Here is a 20,655-nt window from a genome sequence, read left to right on the forward strand (position 1 = left end):
CAGTGCCAAGGTTGTACAATGTTTGGTGTCACCTTGGCCGGGTATGGAATTCATGAGCGATAAGACGAGCGATCTGCAGCCGGTGGTGACGGCTGCTCTGACGTCGGCCCAACGGCTCGATGTCCTGCGCGCTGTTATTCCCGACATGGCCGAGCCCGATGCCGATTTTCGCGATCTGGCGGATATGGCTGCCAATTTGTTTGATGCCCCCGTCGCATTGGTGACGCTTGTCGATGCTGAAAACCAGTGGTTCAAGGCCGCGAGCGGCATCACTGAAACGCAGGCGCCCTCCGCCGATTCCTTTTGCGTGCACACCATTGCCGGATCTCAGGACGGCGCGCTTGTCGTTGCCGATGCCACGGCCGATCCCCGGTTTGCCAACCAGCCACGCGTTGCCGGTTCGCCGTTCCTGCGGTTTTACGCGGGCGTTCCGCTGGTTATCGACAGTCAACCGGTAGGCACGATCTGCGTTTTCGACGTGCAGCCGCGTCACGATCTGCCGCCGCAACTGGTGGCCCAACTGCAACGGCTGTCACGCGTGGCTTCTTCACTTTTCGTCTTGAAGCACGACGCTCGCCAGCGGGCCTTGAAGGAGGCGGCACTGTCGCGCGAGGAGCAGCGGCATGCACATGCGCTTGATGCTGCCAATATTGGCAGCTGGCTCTGGGATATCCGCTCTGGCACGGTCTCCTGCAATGAGCCGATGATGCGGATGTTCGGCATGCCGTCCGCCAAAAGCGTCCATGCCCGCGATATCTTCAGCGCCATTCATCCGGAAGACCGTGTGGCGACGCTCGCCAAACTGCGCGCCGCGATGGCCCAGGACCAGGAATATGACGGCACATTCCGCGTCGGCGCGACAGGACGCTGGCTGCTCGGCCGGGGCCGTGTCTACGAGCGGGATGCGAAGGGCAAGCCAACGGTTTTTCTCGGTATCAATATCGATGTGACGGAGCAGCAGGGCGCAACCCAGCGCACCAGGCTTTTGCTGCGCGAACTTAATCACCGGGTGAAGAACACGCTTGCGATGCTGCAATCGCTCGCCCGTCAGACATTGCGTCAGACCAGCGACCCGCAGGAGTTCATGACCGCCTTTGCCGGAAGGCTGCAGGCGATTTCCGAGGCGCATGGGCTGCTTTCGGATCATGAATGGGGTGAAATCCGGCTGTCGGCCCTTCTGGCCAAGCAATTGGCGCCGCATGTGCGGGACTATGAAACCCAGATCGAAATTCACAAGGACGAGATCCTGCTCGGCCCGGACCAGGCCGTGGGTCTGGGGCTCGTCCTCCACGAACTGGCGACCAATGCCGCGAAATACGGGTCGCTCTCGGTCTATCGCGGCCGCGTTGTCCTGACCGCGCGCAGCGTCGATGAAGACGGCCGCCGTGTGCTGCACATGACCTGGACCGAGGTGGATGGGCCACCGGTGGAGGAGCCGTCGCGGCGCGGTTTCGGGTCGATCCTGATCGAGCGAAGCCTGGATAAGGTGATGGGCAGTTCGGTGAAGGTGGAATATCTGCCGGCAGGCCTGACTGCGATCGTCCGCCTGCCGCTCTGAAATCCTTTAGATCCTGCGATCGTCCGCGTTAGGCGTGGTCGCTGCCACCCGGTTTGCGCAGCAGTCCCAGAACCGTGCCCACGCCGACCGCAAGGCCTGCGGCAAGAAGCGGCTTGCGGCGGAACAGCGTCATTGCCGTGGCAATGGCAAATGTTGTCTGCGCCTGCGACCGGCGCCGTTTTTCGGCTGCCAGGCGCTTATCGCGCGCATTCAGGGCATACATGATACCGATGATGACAAGGCCGATGACGATGGAGGCGGCTGCGAGGATGATCGTGGCCTTCAGCGGCGTGTACAGCATGCTCAGATAGATGGCGCCAGCGATCAGCGCGAAGATATAGGCTGTTGCAAAGAACAGCGATGCGACGGCCCACAGGGCGCCGTTGCGCTTATAGCGCGAGACGGTACCGCCCATATCCGTCACGACAAGAGCCGACAGCATCGAGACCAGAGGACCCATTTTTTTCTCCAGGAAGCGGATGACACAAAGGCCGGCTGACAACTTCGTTGCTTCGCCAGCCTTTGACAGGAATGCAGGCGAACGGTCCGACCGCCGCCTGCTGGATCGATTGGATTATCGGCGCAGCAGTGCTGCAACCAGGATACCGACAGCGGCCGCTGCACCCAGCGTCGCGATGGGATGCTGGCGCACGGTCTGGCGGACCTGCTTTTCAGTCGAGGAATAGCGGCTGCGCAGTTCGGCAATTAGCGCCTCGCCATTTTCCAGAAGGTCCTGGAGGCCCGATTCAGCCTGGTCGCGCACGTCATAGGCGCGGCTGCGAACGTCTTTGGATGCTTCCGATGCCCGGGCCCGTACATCCTTCGACGCATCGGCGCCGCGCTTCGACAGGAGCTTTGCCAGCGAGGCGATATCATCGCGGATTTCGCTGATCTGGTCCTCGATCGGGGCATCGAGAAGGCTGCCATTGCGTTTCTTGGCGCTGGAAAAAAGACCGGTGGCCATGGGGGAAGCTCCTTCATGCGTCGGGCTGCGGCTCAAAGCCTGTTCCCGGTGTGCGGTAGTGCCGGCAGGTGACATGGTCACCGTCAGCGGTTCGCCCCAACAACGCATGGAAAGCGGTTTGGTTCCATTGGGAGAGGCTATCAGTGTCGTCCGGCCTTGGCTTGCCTTGCTGCAAACGCCGGCTGTCACTGACACCAAGAAATGCCCTTGACTTAGAGCGCACTCCAACTTGTATCTCTTGCTGCGTCGTGACGGGAACAGGTGCTCATGAAGATTGGCGAACTGGCTAAGCGTTCGGGATTGTCGGCCCACACCATCCGCTATTATGAGCGGATCGGGCTGCTTCCCTACGCGGACAGGGATCAATCGAGCCAACGGGACTACGACGCATCAATCCTCGTCTGGATCGAATTCCTCGGGCGTCTGCGCACAACCGGAATGCCGATCCGGGAGATGCTGCGCTATGCAGCCTTGCGGGAGCGCGGCGTCAACACGGAGACGGAACGGCGCGACATGCTGGAACAGCATCGCGCGCGCGTTCGCATCCATGCAGCCGAACTTCAGGCCGCTCTTCTTGTCCTCGACACCAAGATCGCCGGTTACGCTGGCCAGGAACAGAGGATAAAGGACTATGATACAGCACCACCAGAGCGCCGGCGAAAGCCGGCTGGAACGCGGGCGGCGCGCGCTCGCTGATATTGACGGCCAAGCCGGGGAGAAGGTTGTCGCCGCGCTGGCCGATATCGCGCCGGACTTTGCAACCTATCTCATCGAGTTTCCGTTCGGCGACATCTATAGCCGCCCCGGCCTTGACCTGCGCGCCCGCGAGATCGCCACCATCGCCGCATTAACGGCGCTGGGCAATGCAGCCCCGCAATTGAAAGTGCATATCGAGGCGGGCCTCAATGTGGGGCTGTCGCGTGATGAAATCACCGAGGTGATCATGCAGATGGCTGTCTATGCCGGATTTCCCGCCGCGCTCAACGGCCTGTTCGCCGCCAAGGCGGTGTTTGCGGGTCTGCCTCCCCGGAAAGAGGAGGGTAAGTGATGCCGTCGCGCGTCAGGCCGCCGTATGCGGCAGGACGAAGGGGGTGTTGCCGGCCGGTGTTGCATTGACCCGCATGGCGCAGCCGAAGACGGCTTCCATCACTTCGTCGGTCATCACCTCACGGGGATGGCCGGCGGCCTTGACGCGGCCGGCCTTCATCATGACCATCTGATCGGCGAACATCGCCGTCAGATTGAGGTCATGCATGATGGCGATGACGCCGCCGCCACGTTCGCAGAAATTGCGGGCGAGCCGCATGATGGTCAGCTGGTGGCGGATGTCGAGGCTCGATACCGGTTCGTCCAGGAGCAGGAAGGCGGGTTCGCCGTGCTGCACCGGTTCCCAGATCTGGCAGAGTGCGCGCGCAAGCTGAACCCGCTGCTGTTCGCCGCCCGATAGTTCCTGATAGAAACGGCCCGCAAATCCGGAGAGATCGACGGCTTCGAGCGCGTCGCGGGCAATCCGGTCGGTATCGGCCGCATCGGCCTTGGCTCCGACCGAAAGGCCCATGCGGACGATTTCGCGCACGGTGAAGGGAAAGGAAATGACGGTGGATTGCGGCAGCACAGCCCGTTTCAAGGCCAGTTCCCAGGGTTTTAGCGTCGCGATGTCGTGGCCGTTGATGCGGACGCTGCCGTCATAGGACAGTTCGCCGGCTATCGCCTTGAGGCTGGTGGTCTTGCCGGAGCCGTTGGGGCCGACGATTGCGGTTAATTGTCCGGCCGCAGCCTCGATGCTGACGCCGTGCAGGACCTGCGTGCCGGACAGCCGGACAGAAAGATTGCTCGCCTTGATCATGGTCTAAAGTCCCATATGGGAGCGCCCGCGCAGCAGGATCCACAGGAAGAACGGCGCGCCGGCAAAGGCAGTGATGATGCCGATCGGCAATTCGGCCGGCGGAACGATGGTGCGGGCGATCATATCGGCAAAGATCAGCAGGGTGCCACCAAGCAGCGCCGATGCGGGCAGAAGATACCGGTGGTCGGGGCCGATCAGCATCCGCAGCACATGCGGAACGACGATGCCGACAAAGCCGATGCCGCCGCTGACGGCGACCGAAGCACCGGTCGAGGCGGCGACGCTGACGATGGCGATATTCTTCAGGCGCTGAACCGGGATGCCCATATGGAAGGCTGCGGCCTCTCCCAGTGTCAGTGCGTTGAGGCCGCGCGCGAGAAAAGGAACGACCGCAAGCGAAACGAGAATGATCGGCCCTGCCGACAGGATCTTCATCCAGTTGGCGCCGGCCAGTGATCCCAGGCCCCAGAAGGTAAGGTCACGCAATTGCTTGTCGTCGGCCATGAAGATCAGCACGCCGGTGACGGCGCCCGCGAGCGCCCCGAGCGCAATACCGGCCAGAAGCATGGTGGCGACCGATGTCTGGCCGCTGCGGGTGGCGATCTTGTAGAGCAGCAAGGTGGTGACGAGGCCACCGGCAAAAGCTGCAACCGGAAGGGCATAAAAACCGAAGACGGCAAAGAGCGGGCCGAAAAACGAACTGCCGAGCACGATGAGCAAGACAGCGCCGAGGCTCGCGCCGGAGGAGACGCCGACAAGGCCGGGATCTGCCAGCGGATTGCGGAACAGGCCCTGCATGACAGCGCCGGAGACGGCAAGCGAGGCGCCGACCATCAGGCCGAGCACGGCGCGCGGCAGGCGGATATCCAGGATGATGATGCGGTCGCGCACGCTCAATGCCTGCTCGGCACCCTCCATGCCGACCAGCCAGCGCAGCACATTGAAAAGCGATGCATCGGCAGCTCCTGTCATGATCGAGGCCGCAAACATTGCGGCGGCGATCACGATGAGGAGGAGGATGAGCAAGCGGGCGAGCCGCGAGCGGTCGCCCAGGTGCCATTCGGATTTCAAGCGTGCCGCAAAGGACGGCGACCGGCCATCACCCACGGCCATTTCACTGCGAGGCATTCGGGTTTTTTCCGTAGATGGCGGCGTTGAGTTCGCGCACCGTGCTGGCCGTGCGCGGCCCAAAGCCGAGCATATGCAGGCCATCCATGCGGATGATCGCCCTGTTCTTTGCCGCCGGCGTCAGGCTCAGAGCCGGATGGGCAAACAGGTCGTCGTCGCTGATGGCATGGCTGCCGCTGCGGGTCATCATCAGGACGACATCGGGCCTGGCTTCGATGATCGCTTCGTCGGTCAGCGGTTTGTAGCCGGAAAAGGTGCCGGTGGCATTGACGGCGCCGGAAAGGGTGATGATACCGCCTGCAGCGGTGCCGTCGCCGGACGCCATGATCTTGCCGCCCTGCGTGCTCAAGATGAAGAGGACGCGCTTGCGCTCGCTTTCCGGGCGCTTGGCCGCATCGGCCACGGCCGCATCGAGATCGGCCTTGACCTGATCAGCAAGCACGGCTGCCTTTTCGGGGACGCCGAGGAAATCGCCGACGGCGCGGATCTTTGAAAGAATGCCGTCGCGATCATAGGTTTCCGGAATGGTCTGGAACGGGATCTTTGCCTCTTTCAAAACCGCAAGCGTCTCGGGCGGGCCGCTGCCTTCGACGGCGATGATGGCGCTCGGATTGATGCCGATCACGCCTTCCGGCGACAATTGCCGCATATAGCCGACATCCGGCAGCTTGGTGGCGGCTTCCGGATACAGGCTGGTCGAATCGCGGCCGACAAGCCTTCCGTCTTCGCCGAGCGCATAGATGATCTCGGTGATGGCGCCGCCGACGGAAACGAGACGGGACGTATCGGGCTTTTGCATCTCCTGCGCCACGGCTGTGCGCACGAAGGATGTGCCGCCGGGCAGGGCTGCCGGCAGCACGAAGGGGGTGGAAACCGCGAAGATCGCGAGCGCCAGTTCCCAGGAACGGAGCCGGCGGACATCATAGGGTGCTTTCATGACCGTTCCTTTGAGCCCGTTTCAGGCCGCTTCAATGATATCGAGCCGGGCGAGGTTTTCCATGACGGAGCGCCATTCCTCGCGCTCGGCAAAGCCTTCCTTGCGCTTGCCAAAGAACTGGATGACCATGTCGCCCTTGGCGTCGAGCGCCTCGAGCGAGGTGACGTGGCCATCGGCTGTCGGCTTGCGAACGGCCCAGATCTCGGCAAGGTGATCGCTGCGCAGGTGCAGATGCAATGTTGGATCCATGATATTGAGCCAGGGACCCATGGTCTGGATATTGTCGACCGGACCGGAGTGGATCTGGATGATGCCGTGATTGCCGACAAAGCACATGATCGGCACCTGAATGCTTGCCGATTGGCGCAGCATGTCCTCGACGGCTTGCGGCTGCAGCTTCCAGGCGTAATCCTCGCCAACCGACTGCAGCGCTTCGCGGCGGCCGACCTTCAGCTTGCGCAGCAAACCGTGGAACTGATGCGTGTCCGTCATCTTGCTCCATTCGTCGCGCAGCGCCGCCACATCGACGGGAACAACGTCGCCATCGGCGATGCTTTCGATCTTCGGCTCGGCTGCAAATTCCTGCGACTGGTCTTCCAGCCGGAACGCCTCGACAATGCTGTTATAGGCATCGAGATTGGACGCCGGGCGCAGATGCACCTTGTGGACGGCGGTGCCCTGCTTGTCGAAGAATTGCAGGCTGCGGCGGACAGTGTCGCCATCGGTCTTGGTCACGGCAAAGCCATGCGACCAGGCGCCGGGGAAGATGCGCAGGTCGATATTTTCACCAAGCACGATCGAGGCATGCTTGCCGGGGGTGATGTTTTCAAAAACGCCGATCTTTTCGTGAACCGCACTTTCGTTGCGGGTCAGCGCCATCACTTCGCCAAGTTCAGCGGCCCGTTCCAGAAAACGATTGGCGCTACCATCGATACGAATGCTGGTCAGGCCGCATTCGGCGGCAACCAGGGCTGCTTCTGAAACGCCGAGCTGGGCGGCAATGTCGCGCTCGCGCATTTTCGGATTGGCGGCCCGGTAGGCGCGGATTTCGGACGGGGTCGGGGAGGATGTCTCAGTCATTGTCTGGCCTATTTGTTCAGAATAAGTTTGCCTTGGCGGGTGATCTTCATGCGGTAGATCGCCCCTTCATGCGCAATAAGGATTTCATTTCCGCCCCGGAAAAGCTCGCGGCTTTCAACGATTCGTTGTGTTTGTCCTGCCGGTAAGGCAACCTGAGCGGTATCTGGTTCGTTCGGTGTCACCGGCTTGCGGTCCTGGTCATGGCGGCCGAAAACAGGGGATTTTTCCCCTTCTGCGGCCGGGTCATTGCGATTAGTATCTTGACTTCATTACTCATCTTTCTTTATGGACGCAATACAGGATTTTACAGTCCAGTTTAATTACCAAGCTGTAATGTGCAGCAAGCGGGGGCTCCCAAGACGCCGATGCCGCCTTGCCAATGTGCCACTCCGTGGGAATGGATAGACCATGATGAAATTTTCTCGCCTTTTGTCTCTGACTGTTTTGACAGCACTTTCCACGGCTGCACCGGCACTGGCGCAGGATGCCGCTGCAACCGGCACGCTGTCGATCGAGATCAACGATCTCACGCCATCCGAGAAGGGCTGCAAATTGACATTCGTGGCGGCAAACGCGCTGCCGCAATCGCTGTCGAAGGCTTCCTTCGAATTCGTGCTGTTTGATGAGAAGGGTTTGGTCGAGCGCATGGCGGTTCTCGACTTCCGCGATCTGCCCGCCGGCAAGACGAAGGTCCGGCAGTTCGATCTGCCGGGGACGAAATGCGAGGCTGTGAAGAGCCTGTTGATCAACGACGCTCCTGTTTGCGCCGGTGAGGGCGTTGCCAAGGATGCCTGCATGAAGGCGCTGAAGACAGGTTCAAAGTCACCCGTCGAACTGAAGGGCTGATGCGGTTTTTGCATCGGTATCTGTGATGAACACTATTCTCAAATGGACCGGGGCGATCCTCCTTTCGCTCCTGGCGCATGCGGGCGCAACGCAACTGTTTGAACCGAACGAAGAGCCGCAGGAGCTGGCACTCGTGGCGGGTGGCGAAGCCATGGAAGTGGCTGTGCTGGGCAATGCGTTCGAAGAGACCGTGCTTTCGGGCGATCCTACAGAAGCGATCGAGCCGGACGAGGCGGAGCCCGAGGAGATCGTGCCGGAGCCGACGGAGGTGGCGGAGGTGCCGCCCGTGCAATCCGAAGTGACGGCCGAGACGCCGTCCGACATCGTTCCAACTGAAGCCGATGTCATTCTTCCCGCCGAAGAGATCGTGGAAGCAGTGACGGCACAGCCGGAGATCACCGCAACCGTTGCTGCGGTAGAGACCGTGGTGCCTCAGGAAAAGCCGGACATCAAGCCGGAGCCCGAGAAGAAAGCCGAGCCGAAGAAAGAGCCGGAAAAGGAAAAGCCGAAGAAGAAGGTTGTCAAGAAACGGGCTGGCGATGCCGGTAAGCAGGTGGAAACTGCGGTCAAGGGCCAGGCTGATGGTGTTGAAGGCGCTGCCGCTACGGCAAGCACGGGTAAAAAGGGCAAGGTCGCCCAGGCATTCGGCAATGCGGCAGAAAGCAATTACAAGGGCAAGGTCCGTTCACGCGTGCAGCGATATTTCCGGTTTCCCAGATCGGCTGATCGGGCAGGTCTTGGTGGAACGGTTACCGTGAGCTTCACCGTATCGACCGTTGGTGGTGTCTCCGGTGTGCGGATCGTCAAGGGATCCGGATCACCGGTTCTTGACGAGGCTGCTATCAATGCGGTGCGCAAGGCGGAACCTTTCCCGAAGATTCCAGAGGCTGCCAATCGCACCAGCTGGCTTTTTACCATTCCACTGCAGTTTGCCCGGTAGGAAGCGGGACCCGTTTCCCTGCCAATATCGAGAGTTTGAGCCGCGATCCGTCGTTGCGGCGAAACGTTCCTCGATAATATGATAAAAAAACTCATGTTTATACTTTACTCTTTTAATCAGGTTTAATAGGGTTCCCGCACGATCAGCCGGACGGCCGATTCCGAACACGCGGAGACTGACATGGGTGACAAACGGCAGCAGCTGAAGCCGAAGCAGAAGCAGGGCCGCGAGGCGGAAACGCGCGCTGCGCCGGTTTCCGCAAAAACGCGGGAAACGAAGCTTGAGGGCCGCAGCTTCCTCTATGTCGGCGGCCGCGATTGCCAGGTGGCGCATCTGCGCCAGATCGCCAGTTCGCACGGCGCCGAACTCATCCATCACGATGGCGGCCTGCGCGAGGCGGTGTCGCGCATCGACAATATCCTCCCCTCCGTCGACTGCGTTTTCTGCCCGATCGACTGTATCAGCCATGATGCGTGTCTGCGGGTAAAGACCGGCTGCAAGAAGTGGGGCAAGGCCTTCGTGCCCTTGCGCAATGGCAGCAAGTCGAGCCTGGAACGCGCCTTCCTCGATCTGAAGGCAAGCCGCAGCAACGCCAGTTGATCTGCCGGCCGCGCCGGGATGCGGGCTTACTCCGCAGCGCGATTTTTCTGGAGATAATGACATGAACAATGAGCGTCCCGATCCCTACACGATGATCGGACTGCACAAGCTGGCCGCGCAATCGGGCGACGGTCTGGTGCCGGAACTGTATGAACTGATGTCGCGCCGGGCGCGCATGGTCGAGGACAATCCGAATGTGGCGGAATTTCCGGTCTGGCAGGCGCGGCCGCCGGCGCGCGCCGTTTTGGGGCTTGCGCGGACGGCGAGAGACAATATCCTGCCGTTTCCGGCCATCGCTGCGGCTACGGCCAAAGATCAAGCTTGAAGGTATCCCGCATGTTTTTCGCAATGAACAGGTTCAAAATCGCGATCGGCCATGAAACGGCGTTCGAAGACGTCTGGAAGAACCGCGATTCCAGTCTTGCGGAAAATCCGGGTTTCAAGGAGTTCAAGCTGTTGCGCGGTGAGACCGTCGCCGACGAAGGCTATACGCTGTTCGTCTCGAGCTCGATCTGGGAAAGCCGGGACGCTTTTCTGGCCTGGACAAAGTCCGAGAATTTCCGCGCAGCCCACAAGAATGCCGGCGATAACCGGGCGATGTATCTGGGACCGCCGAAATTCGAAGGTTTCTCGGTCGTCGAAGGCGCCTAAGCGTCCTTGCGCATGAAGAAAGCGCCGGCAGCGACAGAAAGCCAGCCGAGCATCATCAAGACACCGCCTGCCGGTGCCGACATCGGAAACAGCCCTTGGCCGAGGAAATGCCGCGCCGTCAGATCGGCGGCGAACAGGGCGGTTCCGGTTGACAGCAGCAGAGCTGCAATCGCTGCCGTGCGCATGACCGGCCAGGCGGCATAAAGCGCGATGAGGGCAGGGGCATGCGCCAGGCACATGGCCGAAGCGCCACCGAGCAGGCGCGGATCAGCCCCGTGGGACGCAGCCGCCGCGCTGATGACGCCGAACAGGCCCATCAGGCCGGCAATGAAAAGGGTCACGGCCCGCAACTGCCCGTTTTGCATCTTTATTCGTCCTTGTTCTGCATGTGATGGGCAAGCCGCGTCACCGGCTCCAGAATGATCGACCGCAATTGCGGATGCGGCACGGTCTCTTCCAGCGCCTGGGTGAAACAGAGCAGCCACTCGTCGCGTTCTGCCGCGCCGATCGCTGCGCCGAAATGGCGGCTCCTGAGGCGTGGATGGCCGCGTTTGTCGGTGTAGAGCGGCGGTCCGCCGAGCCAGCCGGTCAGGTATTCGTAGAATTTCTCTTCGCTTCCGGACAGATCGGCGGGGTGGACCGCGCGGCAGCGGGCAGCCTGCGGCAGCGTATCCATCAACTGGTAGAAACGATGGGTGAGTGCCCGCACGGTCCTGTCGCCGCCGATCGCGTTGTAAAGTGTTTCCGTCTGGCCGTCCGTCATCGTGGCTTTCCTGCTTGGTGATGTTCTAGCGCGTCGCGCTTCGCCGTTCCAACCGTTTTTCAAAGGGTCGCCGCAGTTGCGTCGATTGACCGCGCCGGCTGTCAAAGCGTCACTCTCATCTTGACAAACCGTCCAGCCGGTATCTTAATACGGCATGTCCATCGCTCATCATCGCCGCAAGCAACCGGAATTGGTCCGCCAACAGCTTCTGGAGGTGGCCGCGCGCCTGTCTTTGGAGCAGGGGGCGGCGGGCGTGACGCTGGATGCGGTGTCGCAGGCGGCCGGTGTGAGCAAAGGCGGGCTGCTGCATCATTTTCCCAACAAGATCGCGCTGCTGAACGGCCTGTTCGATGATCTCACTGCACAATTGGACCGGGCGATCGAGGAGGAGATGCGCAACGACCCCGTTGCTCACGGCCGGTTTACCCGGGCCTATCTGTCCGTGGTCTTTGCGCTGGAGGAGAATGCGGACGCGCGGGGCTGGCAGGTGCTGACTGCGGCACTTCTGTCGGAGCCGCAATTGCGTGATCGCTGGCGGTTGTGGGTGGCCGATCACGCCGATGAATTCGTTGGCACCGATTCGTCCGCCGGATGCCTTTTGGCGCGGTTTGCAGCCGATGGCCTCTGGTTGGCCGACATCCTCAAAAGCCACGATGTCGATCAGCCAACGCGCCAAGTGATGCAGGCGCAACTCTTCGCACTTTCCCTGCAATAACCGGCTATCGGAGCCTCATATGAACCCCGCAATGCTCTACGCCGTGCTCGTGCTCGCCATTGTTTTCGAGGTGCTCGGCACATCGGCCATGCAGGCCGCCCAGCATTTTACGAAACTGGTGCCGACGGTGATCATGGTGGTCTGCTATGCCATCGCTTTCTATTTCCTGTCCTACACCTTGCGGGTCATTCCTGTCGGGATCGCCTATGCGATCTGGAGCGGGCTCGGCATCGTGCTGATTTCGCTCGTCGGCTATCTCGTGTTCGGACAGAAGCTTGATCTGGCCGCCATTCTCGGGCTCGGGCTGATCATTGCCGGCGTCGTCGTGCTCAACGTCTTTTCCAAATCCACCTTTCATTAAACCGGCCCCGCCGCCCGATTTTCACTTGCAAAAGGGCCGCGTCGATTCTATCGCTGGAAATTGAAAGCGGTTTCAATTTTATCGGATGCGGATGCATGCGGCATCGAAAGAAGGATTGGTCATGACCATCAAGGCAGTTGTCTGGGGCGAAAATATCCATGAGCAGACCAACGAGGTCGTGCGCAATATTTATCCGAACGGCATGCACAATACGATTGCCGCAGCGCTGAACACGGATCCGTCGATCGAAGCCACCACAGCGACGTTGCAGGAGCCGGAGCATGGCTTGAGCGTCGAGCGCCTGGCTAAAACCGACGTTCTGCTCTGGTGGGGTCACAAAGATCACGGCGCGGTATCGGACGACATCGTCGAGCGGGTTGCCAAGCGCGTCTGGGAGGGCATGGGGCTGATCGTTCTGCATTCTGGCCATTTCTCCAAGCCGTTCAAACGGCTGATGGGCACGCCCTGCGCGCTGAAATGGCGCGAGGCAGGGGAGCGCGAGCGGCTGTGGGTCATCAATCCGCGCCATCCGATCGCCGACGGCCTGGACGGGAATTTCGTGCTTGAAAACGAGGAAATGTACGGTGAGCAGTTCTCCGTGCCGGAGCCGCTGGAAACGGTGTTCATCTCCTGGTTTGCCGGTGGCGAGGTGTTCCGCTCGGGTCTGACCTGGCGGCGCGGTGCCGGCAATATCTTCTATTTCCGCCCCGGCCACGAAACCTATCCGACCTATCATGACGCCAATGTGCACAAGGTTCTGCGCAACTCGGTGAAGTGGGCCTATAACCCCCAGGGTACCTATAGCGCGATCCATGATGCGCCCAACGTGCCGGTCGAAAAGGCGCTGGAGCCGATCGTCGAGCGCGGGCCGCGGCTGCATCAGGCTGGCGAAGCGGGGTACAAGTGATGACGCCGATCCGTCTTCTGGTTCTTGGTACCGGCGGCATGGCCAATACCCATGCGATGAACTTTTCCACCATCGCCGGCGTCGAACTCGTGGCCGCCGTTGATGTCGATCAGATCCGGGTGCAGTCCTTTGCGCTGCGCCATGACATCGCCAAGACCTTCACCTCGCTCGACGACGCGATTGCGTGGGGGCAATTCGATGCCGTCACCAATGTGACGCCGGACAAGATCCACTATCCGACGACGCTGAAGCTTTTGGCTGCCGGCAAGCATGTGCTCTGCGAAAAGCCGCTGGCCGAGGACTATGCCAAGGCCGACGAGATGGCGGCAGCCGCGGAAAAATCCGGACTGGTGACGATGGTCAACCTGACCTACCGCAATGTTGCCGAGGTGCAGAAGGCGCGGCTGATGGTGCTTTCGGGCGAGATCGGCAAGGTCCGCCATATCGAGGCGTCCTACCTGCAGAGCTGGCTGGTCTCCAAGGCCTGGGGCGACTGGGCGACGGAATCGCAATGGCTCTGGCGGCTCTCGACCAAGCATGGTTCGAACGGCGTGCTCGGCGATGTCGGCATTCATATTCTCGATTTCGCCGGCTATGGCGCGGCTGCCGATGTGGAGCATATTTTTGCGCGGTTGAAGACCTTTGACAAGGCACCCGGAAACCGGATCGGCGAATATGACCTCGATGCCAATGACAGCTTCACCATGACGGCCGAGTTCGACAATGGCGCCATGGGCGTCATCCATGCCAGCCGCTGGGCGGTCGGCCATCTCAACGAGTTGCGGCTGCGCATGCATGGCGACAAGGGGGCGATCGAGGTGATCCATACGCCCGACGGATCGACGCTCAAGGCTTGCCTGGGCGACGATATCGAAAAGGGCATCTGGAGGGATGTGGATGCGGGCGAGGTGCAGACCAACTACCAGCGCTTCATCGACGCGGTGCGGGAAGGCAAGACGGTCGAGCCCGGCTTCCGCCATGCCGCCGATCTGCAGAAGGTGCTGGATCTCGCCATGGTCACCGAGAAGGAACGCCGCGAGCTTTCGGTTTAGGCTTTTTTTACCGCAGCCGTCGAGTTGCGGATGACCAGTTCCACCGGCCAGACCTCGCGCAGGTTTTCGGCCGGCGTTCCCTGCAGCATGTCCAGGACCATTTCGCCGATCCGCGCGCCCGCCGCGCGGATTGATGAGCGCGTCGTCGAGAGTGTCGGCGACAGATGGTCGGGGCTGATATAGGGAAAGACGTCGTCATGGGCGATCAGCGAGATGTCCTCGCCGACGGTCAGGCCGGCGATGCGGATTGCCCGCATGGCGCCCAGCGCCGACATCATCGAGCCGGCGACGACGGCAGTCGGCCGGTTTTCCAGCTTCAAAAAGCCCTGCGTCAGCCGAAAGCCCATCTCGTCGGTGAATTCGCCATGCCCGCAGAGTGCGGCGTCCGGCGTGACGCCGCGCGCGCTGAGCGCCGTCTGATAGCCATCCTGCCGGTGCTCGGCAAAGATGCGGCCGCGATAGCCGTTGAGCAGCGCGATGCGGCGATGGCCGAGATCGAGCAGGTGGCTGGTGGATTGGCGAACCGCGCCGAAATTGTCGATATCCAGCCAGCCGAAATTGCCGCCGGTATTGGTGCGTCCATGGACGATGAAGGGCAGGCGCAGCGAATTGAGCAGCGCGATGCGCGGATCGTCGAGAAAGGGCGAATGCAAAATGACGGCATCGACGCGCTTGCTGGCGGCGAGACGCCGGTAGGTGGCAAGCTCGGCTTCCTGCGAATCCACCGTCGAGACGAGGATGTCGATTTCCTCCTGCTGCAGCCGTCCGCCCAGTCCGCCCATGAATTCGCTGGTATGCGGCCCAAACTCGCCGCCGCCCTTCAAGACGATGCCGATGGCGCCGACCCGGCCGGTGGCAAGCCCGAGCGCGCTGGTATTCGGCCGGTAGCCATATTCGAGTGCCGCCTTCAGCACCCGTTCGCGGGTTGCCTGCTTCACCTCCGGATAGCCGCTCAAGGCACGGCTGACCGTCGTCTGCGACAGTTCGAGCCGGTTTGCGAACTCCTTGAGGTTCATGCCTGTATCCCTGTTGTCTGCGGTGCCAGTGTAAGGCGCATCACGGCTGCGGCAAAGGGGCGATGCCCGGCACGCCCTCGCGGATTTTCTGCGAGAAATCGCCGGAATTGTCCGCTGCCTGCGCGCGGGCGCTGATGGCGCCGCCGTTTTCGAGTTGCTCCAGGGTAAAGCCGGGCGTGAAGCCTTTCACGTCGATGATGTAGGAGGGCAGATAGCCTGACAGGATCAGCCGGTAATCCAGCGGCAAGGCGCCGGAGACGATCTGGTTGATCATGGCAAACACGATCGTCGTGCAATTGGCGGTGATCGTATTGTAATATTGCGGCGTCTCGTTGAGGCCGTTGGCCGTATCGACATAGGACAGGAACAGCGATCGCATCGCGGGCTTGGGAATGGCTAGGCGGTAGAGATGCACATCTTCCTTGCGGATATTGGTGCGCACCCGGACGATATCGCGTTCGTCGGCGGCAATAACGCTCATCTCGAATTGCTTGAAGAACCCGCCGATCTCGGAGAAGCTCTCGGTTTTCTCCTTGCGGATCTCAACCGAAAACGTGACGAACTGGCCGTCGTCAAAGCCGAACGAGACCAGCGTATGGGCAATCGCTGGCCCCGCCCAATAGGACAGGAGCAGATCGACCGAGGCGAGCTTGTCGAGATCATATGTGCGGTTTTCCCAGCGCACTGTGTAATCCGTGGGTGACCGCCAGTCGAAATTGCGGACATTGGCCAGGGTGACTTCGGGGCCGTTGACAACACCGGCAACGATATGCGCGACCTCGTCGGCCCAGTCGCGATTGTTGTTTGCCGGTATGGCATTCCACCAGAACAGCAGTGCGGCAATCATGAAGGGATAAAGCAGCGTGACAACACGCGAACGCCAGCGCAGATAGGCATAGAGCGCCGTAAGTGAGAGGATTGCCCAAAGTGCCGCGCAGAGGATCTTGACGGGCGCGGGGCCGGGCGCCTGGTAGAAAAGCGCCATCGCCCCCCATGCCGTAAAGCCCAGAATGGCCAGCGTCGAAATCACGCGGACGGTGATGATGAAGAAACGGAAGCGGCGGGTCTGGGTGGGATCGCTCATCGATCAATGCCTGCGTGCTTGAATGCCGTTGCTGCCCGCGCTGTTTGCCCTTGCGTGACCATCCAAGGCCTCCTTCGTTTTCATGCCCTGCAATGCCAGATTTTCCGGCCGGAGGACATTCGATTTTTTGCTTTTATAAATGATCAAACAGTCAATGCGTCCAGTCCTGCACCGTTGTAAATATTGCGCACCCGAAGGTTAGCAATCCAGTAAGCCTTTCTATCATCATTGTTTTTTCGGCTGTTGAAATTCGAAGAAGGCGCATTGTTATTTATCATATGATTGACTAGCATCCCGATCTTGACCAACCGGACAAAATTGTCTGGCGCCACCATATGGATCAGGCAGGACAGGAATTTTTCGAATGCAGGCGGTTTTCGACGGCCACAACGATGTGTTGCTGAGATTGTGGAGCAAAGCCAAAAATGGCGCTGACCCGGTCATTGAATTTTCGGAAGGAACGGCGGAAGGCCATATTGATGGCCCGCGTGCCAGGAAGGGCGGCCTCATCGGCGGGCTGTCGGCGATCTATATCCCGTCCGACCATCTCGTGTTGAAGACCCCTGACGAGAACGGCCATTATGCGACGGAGCTGTCCGAGCCGCTGGAGCGGCAGCCATCGCTCGATATCGCCTTGGAATTCGCCGCCATCGCGCTGCGGCTTGATCGCGCCGGGGCCTGGAAGCTTTGCCGCTCGACCGCCGATATCCGTGCGGCCATGGAAAACGACGTCTTTGCCGCCGTGCTTCACATGGAAGGCTGCGAGGCGATCGGTGCTGATCTGACCGCGCTGGAAACATTCTATGCTGCCGGCTTGCGGTCGCTTGGTCCGGTCTGGAGCCGCAACAACATCTTTGGCCATGGCGTGCCCTTCGCCTTTCCGATGGGGCCGGACACCGGGCCGGGCCTGACGGCTGCGGGCTTTGACCTGGTGCGCGAATGCAACCGCCTCGGCATCCTCATCGACCTCGCCCATATCACCGAAAAGGGTTTCTGGGATGTGGCAAAGACTACCGACCAGCCGCTGATCGCCAGCCATTCCAACGCCCATTCCCTGACCACTGTTGCCCGCAACCTCACGGATCGCCAGCTCGATGCGATCCGCGACAGCAAGGGGCTGGCGGGCTTGAACTATGCGACGACGATGCTGCGGCCCGACGGGCTGGAAAATGCCCATACGCCGATCTCCGACATGGTCCGTCATATCGATTACATGGTGGAGCGCATGGGCATCGATTGCGTGGCGCTCGGCTCCGACTTCGATGGTGCAACCATTCCGGAGGGGATCACCGATGCGGCCGGCAACCAGAACCTGATTGCCGCTCTGCGGGACGCCGGATATGGTGATGCGGAATTGATCAAAATATGCCGGGAAAACTGGCTGAGGGTTTTGGCGCAGGCCTGGCACGAAGCCGCTTGAGCCGGGAATAGAAGGCCCGTCGCGGGCCTGAAAAAAAAGGGAACAGAGAGATGATGCATTCACTGAACAAGCATGTCCGCATGTTGACGGCTGGCGCCGCAATGTCGCTGATCTTGATGGCGGCAGCACCGGCATTTGCCGAAACGCCGGCCGATACGCTGGTCGAAGGCTGGGCAATCGACGACATCATCACGATGGACCCGGGTGAAGCGTTCGAGCTGTCCACCGCCGAAGTGACGGCCAATACCTATAGCTATCTCGTCCGCCTCGACATCAACGACACGTCCAAGGTCGTCGGCGATCTCGCAGAAAGCTGGACCGTTTCCGACGATGGCCTGACCTACACGTTCAAGCTGAAGCCCGGCACCAAGTTTGCCTCCGGCAATCCGGTAACGGCTGATGATGTGGCCTACTCGATCGAGCGCGTCGTCAAGCTCGACAAGAGCCCCGCCTTCATCCTCACCCAGTTCGGCCTGACCGGCGACAATGTCACCGAAAAAGCCAAGGCGACGGATGCCGGCACCTTCACCTTCACCGTCGACAAGGCCTATGCGCCGAGCTTCGTGCTCAACTGCCTGACCGCAACGGTCGGTGCCGTCGTCGACAAGAAGCTCGTGCTTGAGCATGTCGCCGCCGTCACGCCATCGGCGGAATACAAGTACGACAACGATTTCGGCAATGAATGGCTGAAGACCGGTTATGCCGGTTCGGGTGCCTTCAAGCTGCGCGAATGGCGCGCCAACGAAGTCGTCGTGATGGAGCGCAACGACAATTATTATGGCGACAAGACGCCGCTCGCCCGCGTCATCTACCGTCACATGAAGGAAAGCTCCGGCCAGCGGCTGGCGCTGGAAGCCGGTGACATCGATGTGGCGCGCAATCTCGAGCCGGGCGATTTCGACGCTGTTTCGAAGAATGCCGATCTTGCCACCACCAGCGCGCCGAAGGGCACCGTCTATTATTTCAGCCTCAACCAGAAGAACGCCAATCTGGCAAAGCCTGAAGTGGCCGAAGCCTTCAAGTACCTGGTCGATTATGATGCAATCGGCTCGACCCTGATCAAGGGCATCGGCGAGGTTCACCAGACCTTCCTGCCGAAGGGTGTTCTCGGCGAACTGCCGGAAAACCCCTACAAGCTCGACGTCGCCAAGGCCAAGGAACTGCTCGCCAAGGCCGGTCTTGCCGACGGGTTCTCGGTGACCATGGACGTGCGCAACACCCAGCCGATCACAGGTATTGCCGAATCCGTCCAGCAGACGCTGGCGCAGGCCAATATCAAGATGGAAATCATTCCGGGCGATGGTAAGCAGACGCTGACCAAATACCGCAACCGCACGCATGACATCTATATCGGCCAGTGGGGCCAGGATTACTTCGATCCAAACTCGAATGCCGAAACCTTTACCGTCAATCCCGACAATTCCGACGAGGGCAAGAACAAGACGCTCGCCTGGCGCAACACCTGGGACGTTCCGAAGGAATGGACCGAGGAGAGCAAGGCTGCCCTGCTCGAGAAGGATGCGACCAAGCGCGCCGATATGTACAAGGACCTCCAGAAGAAAGTGCTTGAGAAGAGCCCGTTCGTGATCATCTTCCAGCAGACGGAAGTTGCCGGCACGCGCGCCAATCTGAAGGGCTTCAAGCTCGGTCCGAGCTTCGACACCAACTATGTCTTCACGGTTTCCAAGGATTGAGCCGGAGATAGCCGGTGAGCATTCCCGAAACAGCACCAACGGCCGGGCGCTCACGCGCCCGTGCCAACGGCTGGGCCAAGAGCATCCTGCGCTTCCTGGTCATCATCGTCACGACCTATCTCGGTCTCCTGGCCGTGACATTCTTCATCGGCCGCGTCATACCGATCGATCCGGTGCTTGCCGTTCTCGGCGACCGGGCGCCCGCCCATGTCGTGGAGCGCACCCGCGAGCTGATGGGCTTCAACAAGCCGCTCTATGAGCAGTTTTTCATCTATGTGCGCGATGCGCTGACGGGCAATTTCGGCACGTCGGTGCTGACCACCAATCCCGTCATGAGCGATATCCGCCGCGTCTTTCCCGCAACGCTGGAACTGGCAACGCTCGGCACCATCATCGGCAGCCTGATCGGCGTGCCGCTTGGCGTTCTCGCTGCCGTCAAGCGCGGCTCGATCGCTGACCAGATCGTGCGCGTCGTCGGGCTTGTCGGCTATTCCGTGCCGATCTTCTGGCTAGCGCTTTTGTCGCTGTTGTTCTTCTATGCCAAGCTGCGCTGGGTCGCCTATCCCGGCCGCATCGATATCGTCTATGAATATAGTTTCACGCCCGTCACAGGTCTTTTTCTGCTGGATTCGCTCTGGCAGGGGCAGTGGGACGTGTTCCGCGACGTGTTCCGCCACATCATCCTGCCGGCAGGCCTGCTCGGGTATTTCTCGCTCGCCTATATCAGCCGCATGACCCGCAGCTTCATGCTCAACGAGCTCGGCCAGGAATATATCGTCGCGGCGCGCGCCAAGGGCCTGTCGGAAACCCGGATCATCTGGGGGCATGCGCTGCGCAATGCCGCAGTGCCGCTGGTCACCGTGATTGCGCTCTCCTATGCCGGGCTTCTGGAAGGGTCCGTCCTGACGGAGACCGTGTTTGCCTGGCCGGGACTGGGGCTCTACATCACCAATTCCCTGCAGAATGCCGACATGAACGCGGTTCTGGGCGGCACCATCGTCATCGGTTCCGTCTTCATCGCCATCAATATCCTGTCCGATCTTCTCTACCGGACACTTGACCCGAGGACGCGCGCGCGATGAGCCAGTCCAGC

Annotated in this window: 26 protein-coding genes; 15 read left to right on the forward strand and 11 right to left on the reverse strand. The window is 60.8% G+C overall.

Features of this window, described 5'->3' with window-relative positions; translation table 11 throughout:
• Nucleotides 1-52 precede the first annotated feature (52 nt).
• Nucleotides 53-1,558, forward strand: a complete 1,506-nt coding sequence (locus PYR65_RS08165; protein ID WP_276120604.1) for a sensor histidine kinase — start codon at nt 53-55, stop codon at nt 1,556-1,558.
• A gap of 28 nt (nt 1,559-1,586) precedes the next feature.
• Here PYR65_RS08165 and PYR65_RS08170 read toward each other — a convergent pair whose 3' ends face one another.
• Together PYR65_RS08170 and PYR65_RS08175 are read right to left on the reverse strand one after the other, a co-directional pair.
• Complete coding sequence (locus tag PYR65_RS08170) at nt 1,587-2,018, reverse strand: hypothetical protein (RefSeq protein ID WP_276120605.1); 432 nt, start codon at nt 2,016-2,018, stop codon at nt 1,587-1,589.
• A 114-nt stretch (nt 2,019-2,132) separates the two neighbouring features.
• Entirely contained in the window at nt 2,133-2,522 is a 390-nt protein-coding gene (locus PYR65_RS08175) for a DUF883 family protein (RefSeq protein WP_060636953.1), read from the reverse strand.
• A 267-nt stretch (nt 2,523-2,789) separates the two neighbouring features.
• Here PYR65_RS08175 and PYR65_RS08180 point away from each other — a divergent pair, with 267 nt between their 5' ends.
• Together PYR65_RS08180 and PYR65_RS08185 are read left to right on the forward strand one after the other, a co-directional pair.
• Entirely contained in the window at nt 2,790-3,218 is a 429-nt protein-coding gene (locus PYR65_RS08180) for a MerR family transcriptional regulator (protein WP_276120606.1), read from the forward strand.
• The gene (locus PYR65_RS08185; protein ID WP_276120607.1) at nt 3,154-3,570 is read left to right on the forward strand and encodes a carboxymuconolactone decarboxylase family protein; all 417 of its coding nucleotides are present in this window, start codon (nt 3,154-3,156) and stop codon (nt 3,568-3,570) included. Before PYR65_RS08180 ends, PYR65_RS08185 begins: the two co-directional genes overlap by 65 nt.
• A 12-nt stretch (nt 3,571-3,582) precedes the next feature.
• Here the strand turns inward: PYR65_RS08185 and PYR65_RS08190 are convergent, their stop codons facing one another.
• Genes PYR65_RS08190 through hemP form a run of 5 tightly spaced genes read right to left on the reverse strand, consistent with a single transcriptional unit; the run spans nt 3,583 to nt 7,695 of the window.
• Nucleotides 3,583-4,368, reverse strand: coding sequence for a heme ABC transporter ATP-binding protein (locus tag PYR65_RS08190; protein ID WP_276120608.1), 786 nt, complete (start codon nt 4,366-4,368; stop codon nt 3,583-3,585).
• Nucleotides 4,369-4,371: 3 nt separating this feature from the next.
• Entirely contained in the window at nt 4,372-5,496 is a 1,125-nt protein-coding gene (locus PYR65_RS08195) for a FecCD family ABC transporter permease (RefSeq protein ID WP_276120609.1), read from the reverse strand.
• Complete coding sequence (locus PYR65_RS08200; protein WP_276120610.1) at nt 5,483-6,433, reverse strand: heme/hemin ABC transporter substrate-binding protein; 951 nt, start codon at nt 6,431-6,433, stop codon at nt 5,483-5,485. The genes PYR65_RS08195 and PYR65_RS08200 overlap by 14 nt, the downstream gene beginning before the upstream one ends.
• A gap of 21 nt (nt 6,434-6,454) precedes the next feature.
• Entirely contained in the window at nt 6,455-7,513 is a 1,059-nt protein-coding gene (locus PYR65_RS08205) for a hemin-degrading factor (RefSeq protein ID WP_276120611.1), read from the reverse strand.
• A gap of 8 nt (nt 7,514-7,521) precedes the next feature.
• Nucleotides 7,522-7,695 carry a hemin uptake protein HemP gene (hemP, locus tag PYR65_RS08210; protein ID WP_082546650.1) on the reverse strand — a complete coding sequence of 58 codons (174 nt, stop codon included), beginning with the start codon at nt 7,693-7,695 and terminating at the stop codon, nt 7,522-7,524.
• Nucleotides 7,696-7,921: 226 nt separating this feature from the next.
• On the opposite strand from hemP, the gene PYR65_RS08215 reads away from it, so the two are divergent.
• From PYR65_RS08215 to PYR65_RS08235, 5 genes are all read left to right on the forward strand, one after another.
• On the forward strand, nt 7,922-8,359 hold the full coding sequence (locus PYR65_RS08215; protein WP_407951284.1) for a hypothetical protein: 438 nt from the start codon (nt 7,922-7,924) through the stop codon (nt 8,357-8,359).
• 25 nt (nt 8,360-8,384) lie between these two features.
• Complete coding sequence (locus tag PYR65_RS08220) at nt 8,385-9,299, forward strand: energy transducer TonB (RefSeq protein WP_276120612.1); 915 nt, start codon at nt 8,385-8,387, stop codon at nt 9,297-9,299.
• Between the two features lie 180 nt (nt 9,300-9,479).
• The gene (locus tag PYR65_RS08225; RefSeq protein ID WP_276120613.1) at nt 9,480-9,899 is read left to right on the forward strand and encodes a DUF2325 domain-containing protein; all 420 of its coding nucleotides are present in this window, start codon (nt 9,480-9,482) and stop codon (nt 9,897-9,899) included.
• Between the two features lie 61 nt (nt 9,900-9,960).
• Complete coding sequence (locus PYR65_RS08230; RefSeq protein WP_276120614.1) at nt 9,961-10,224, forward strand: hypothetical protein; 264 nt, start codon at nt 9,961-9,963, stop codon at nt 10,222-10,224.
• Nucleotides 10,225-10,235: 11 nt separating this feature from the next.
• Nucleotides 10,236-10,550, forward strand: coding sequence for an antibiotic biosynthesis monooxygenase family protein (locus PYR65_RS08235; RefSeq protein ID WP_276120615.1), 315 nt, complete (start codon nt 10,236-10,238; stop codon nt 10,548-10,550).
• Here the strand turns inward: PYR65_RS08235 and PYR65_RS08240 are convergent.
• Nucleotides 10,547-10,915, reverse strand: coding sequence for a DUF423 domain-containing protein (locus PYR65_RS08240; RefSeq protein ID WP_276120616.1), 369 nt, complete (start codon nt 10,913-10,915; stop codon nt 10,547-10,549). The genes PYR65_RS08235 and PYR65_RS08240 overlap by 4 nt on opposite strands.
• 2 nt (nt 10,916-10,917) lie before the next feature.
• Nucleotides 10,918-11,313 (reverse strand): group II truncated hemoglobin, encoded by a 396-nt coding sequence (locus tag PYR65_RS08245; protein ID WP_276120617.1) that lies wholly within the window; start codon nt 11,311-11,313, stop codon nt 10,918-10,920.
• 154 nt (nt 11,314-11,467) lie between these two features.
• Between PYR65_RS08245 and PYR65_RS08250 the strand changes: the two genes are divergently transcribed.
• From PYR65_RS08250 to PYR65_RS08265, 4 genes are all read left to right on the forward strand, one after another.
• A complete protein-coding gene (locus tag PYR65_RS08250) occupies nt 11,468-12,028 on the forward strand; it encodes a TetR/AcrR family transcriptional regulator (protein WP_276120618.1) in 561 nt (186 codons plus the stop codon).
• A 19-nt stretch (nt 12,029-12,047) separates the two neighbouring features.
• A complete protein-coding gene (locus PYR65_RS08255; protein WP_276120619.1) occupies nt 12,048-12,389 on the forward strand; it encodes a DMT family transporter in 342 nt (113 codons plus the stop codon).
• 121 nt (nt 12,390-12,510) lie between these two features.
• Nucleotides 12,511-13,296, forward strand: a complete 786-nt coding sequence (locus PYR65_RS08260; protein WP_276120620.1) for a ThuA domain-containing protein — start codon at nt 12,511-12,513, stop codon at nt 13,294-13,296.
• An 8-nt stretch (nt 13,297-13,304) separates the two neighbouring features.
• Entirely contained in the window at nt 13,305-14,348 is a 1,044-nt protein-coding gene (locus PYR65_RS08265; RefSeq protein WP_276121002.1) for a Gfo/Idh/MocA family protein, read from the forward strand.
• Here PYR65_RS08265 and PYR65_RS08270 read toward each other — a convergent pair.
• Both PYR65_RS08270 and PYR65_RS08275 read right to left on the reverse strand, forming a co-directional pair.
• Complete coding sequence (locus PYR65_RS08270) at nt 14,345-15,364, reverse strand: substrate-binding domain-containing protein (RefSeq protein WP_276120621.1); 1,020 nt, start codon at nt 15,362-15,364, stop codon at nt 14,345-14,347. The two genes, PYR65_RS08265 and PYR65_RS08270, sit on opposite strands and share 4 nt — an antisense overlap.
• Nucleotides 15,365-15,404: 40 nt before the next feature.
• Nucleotides 15,405-16,448: an Lnb N-terminal periplasmic domain-containing protein gene (locus tag PYR65_RS08275; protein WP_276120622.1), complete on the reverse strand. Its 1,044-nt coding sequence runs from the start codon at nt 16,446-16,448 to the stop codon at nt 15,405-15,407.
• A gap of 364 nt (nt 16,449-16,812) precedes the next feature.
• On the opposite strand from PYR65_RS08275, the gene PYR65_RS08280 reads away from it, so the two are divergent.
• The 3 genes from PYR65_RS08280 to PYR65_RS08290 are packed head-to-tail and all read left to right on the forward strand — an operon-like array spanning nt 16,813 to nt 20,644.
• Nucleotides 16,813-17,868 carry a dipeptidase gene (locus PYR65_RS08280; protein ID WP_276120623.1) on the forward strand — a complete coding sequence of 352 codons (1,056 nt, stop codon included), beginning with the start codon at nt 16,813-16,815 and terminating at the stop codon, nt 17,866-17,868.
• A 50-nt stretch (nt 17,869-17,918) separates the two neighbouring features.
• On the forward strand, nt 17,919-19,562 hold the full coding sequence (locus PYR65_RS08285; protein WP_276120624.1) for an ABC transporter substrate-binding protein: 1,644 nt from the start codon (nt 17,919-17,921) through the stop codon (nt 19,560-19,562).
• 14 nt (nt 19,563-19,576) lie between these two features.
• A complete protein-coding gene (locus PYR65_RS08290) occupies nt 19,577-20,644 on the forward strand; it encodes an ABC transporter permease (protein ID WP_407951285.1) in 1,068 nt (355 codons plus the stop codon).
• Nucleotides 20,645-20,655 lie beyond the last annotated feature (11 nt).

Source organism: Pararhizobium qamdonense, from assembly GCF_029277445.1.
In the GTDB taxonomy this organism is placed as follows: domain Bacteria; phylum Pseudomonadota; class Alphaproteobacteria; order Rhizobiales; family Rhizobiaceae; genus Pararhizobium; species Pararhizobium qamdonense.

Coding starts and splice junctions, on each gene's coding strand:
- PYR65_RS08165 (WP_276120604.1), top strand. CDS start 53: ATGAGCGATAAGACGAGCGATCTGCAGCCGGTGGTGACGGCTGCTCTG.
- PYR65_RS08170 (WP_276120605.1), bottom strand. CDS start 2,018: ATGGGTCCTCTGGTCTCGATGCTGTCGGCTCTTGTCGTGACGGATATG.
- PYR65_RS08175 (WP_060636953.1), bottom strand. CDS start 2,522: ATGGCCACCGGTCTTTTTTCCAGCGCCAAGAAACGCAATGGCAGCCTT.
- PYR65_RS08180 (WP_276120606.1), top strand. CDS start 2,790: ATGAAGATTGGCGAACTGGCTAAGCGTTCGGGATTGTCGGCCCACACC.
- PYR65_RS08185 (WP_276120607.1), top strand. CDS start 3,154: ATGATACAGCACCACCAGAGCGCCGGCGAAAGCCGGCTGGAACGCGGG.
- PYR65_RS08190 (WP_276120608.1), bottom strand. CDS start 4,368: ATGATCAAGGCGAGCAATCTTTCTGTCCGGCTGTCCGGCACGCAGGTC.
- PYR65_RS08195 (WP_276120609.1), bottom strand. CDS start 5,496: ATGCCTCGCAGTGAAATGGCCGTGGGTGATGGCCGGTCGCCGTCCTTT.
- PYR65_RS08200 (WP_276120610.1), bottom strand. CDS start 6,433: ATGAAAGCACCCTATGATGTCCGCCGGCTCCGTTCCTGGGAACTGGCG.
- PYR65_RS08205 (WP_276120611.1), bottom strand. CDS start 7,513: ATGACTGAGACATCCTCCCCGACCCCGTCCGAAATCCGCGCCTACCGG.
- PYR65_RS08215 (WP_407951284.1), top strand. CDS start 7,922: ATGATGAAATTTTCTCGCCTTTTGTCTCTGACTGTTTTGACAGCACTT.
- PYR65_RS08220 (WP_276120612.1), top strand. CDS start 8,385: ATGAACACTATTCTCAAATGGACCGGGGCGATCCTCCTTTCGCTCCTG.
- PYR65_RS08225 (WP_276120613.1), top strand. CDS start 9,480: ATGGGTGACAAACGGCAGCAGCTGAAGCCGAAGCAGAAGCAGGGCCGC.
- PYR65_RS08230 (WP_276120614.1), top strand. CDS start 9,961: ATGAACAATGAGCGTCCCGATCCCTACACGATGATCGGACTGCACAAG.
- PYR65_RS08235 (WP_276120615.1), top strand. CDS start 10,236: ATGTTTTTCGCAATGAACAGGTTCAAAATCGCGATCGGCCATGAAACG.
- PYR65_RS08240 (WP_276120616.1), bottom strand. CDS start 10,915: ATGCAAAACGGGCAGTTGCGGGCCGTGACCCTTTTCATTGCCGGCCTG.
- PYR65_RS08245 (WP_276120617.1), bottom strand. CDS start 11,313: ATGACGGACGGCCAGACGGAAACACTTTACAACGCGATCGGCGGCGAC.
- PYR65_RS08250 (WP_276120618.1), top strand. CDS start 11,468: ATGTCCATCGCTCATCATCGCCGCAAGCAACCGGAATTGGTCCGCCAA.
- PYR65_RS08255 (WP_276120619.1), top strand. CDS start 12,048: ATGAACCCCGCAATGCTCTACGCCGTGCTCGTGCTCGCCATTGTTTTC.
- PYR65_RS08260 (WP_276120620.1), top strand. CDS start 12,511: ATGACCATCAAGGCAGTTGTCTGGGGCGAAAATATCCATGAGCAGACC.
- PYR65_RS08270 (WP_276120621.1), bottom strand. CDS start 15,364: ATGAACCTCAAGGAGTTCGCAAACCGGCTCGAACTGTCGCAGACGACG.
- PYR65_RS08275 (WP_276120622.1), bottom strand. CDS start 16,448: ATGAGCGATCCCACCCAGACCCGCCGCTTCCGTTTCTTCATCATCACC.
- PYR65_RS08280 (WP_276120623.1), top strand. CDS start 16,813: ATGCAGGCGGTTTTCGACGGCCACAACGATGTGTTGCTGAGATTGTGG.
- PYR65_RS08285 (WP_276120624.1), top strand. CDS start 17,919: ATGATGCATTCACTGAACAAGCATGTCCGCATGTTGACGGCTGGCGCC.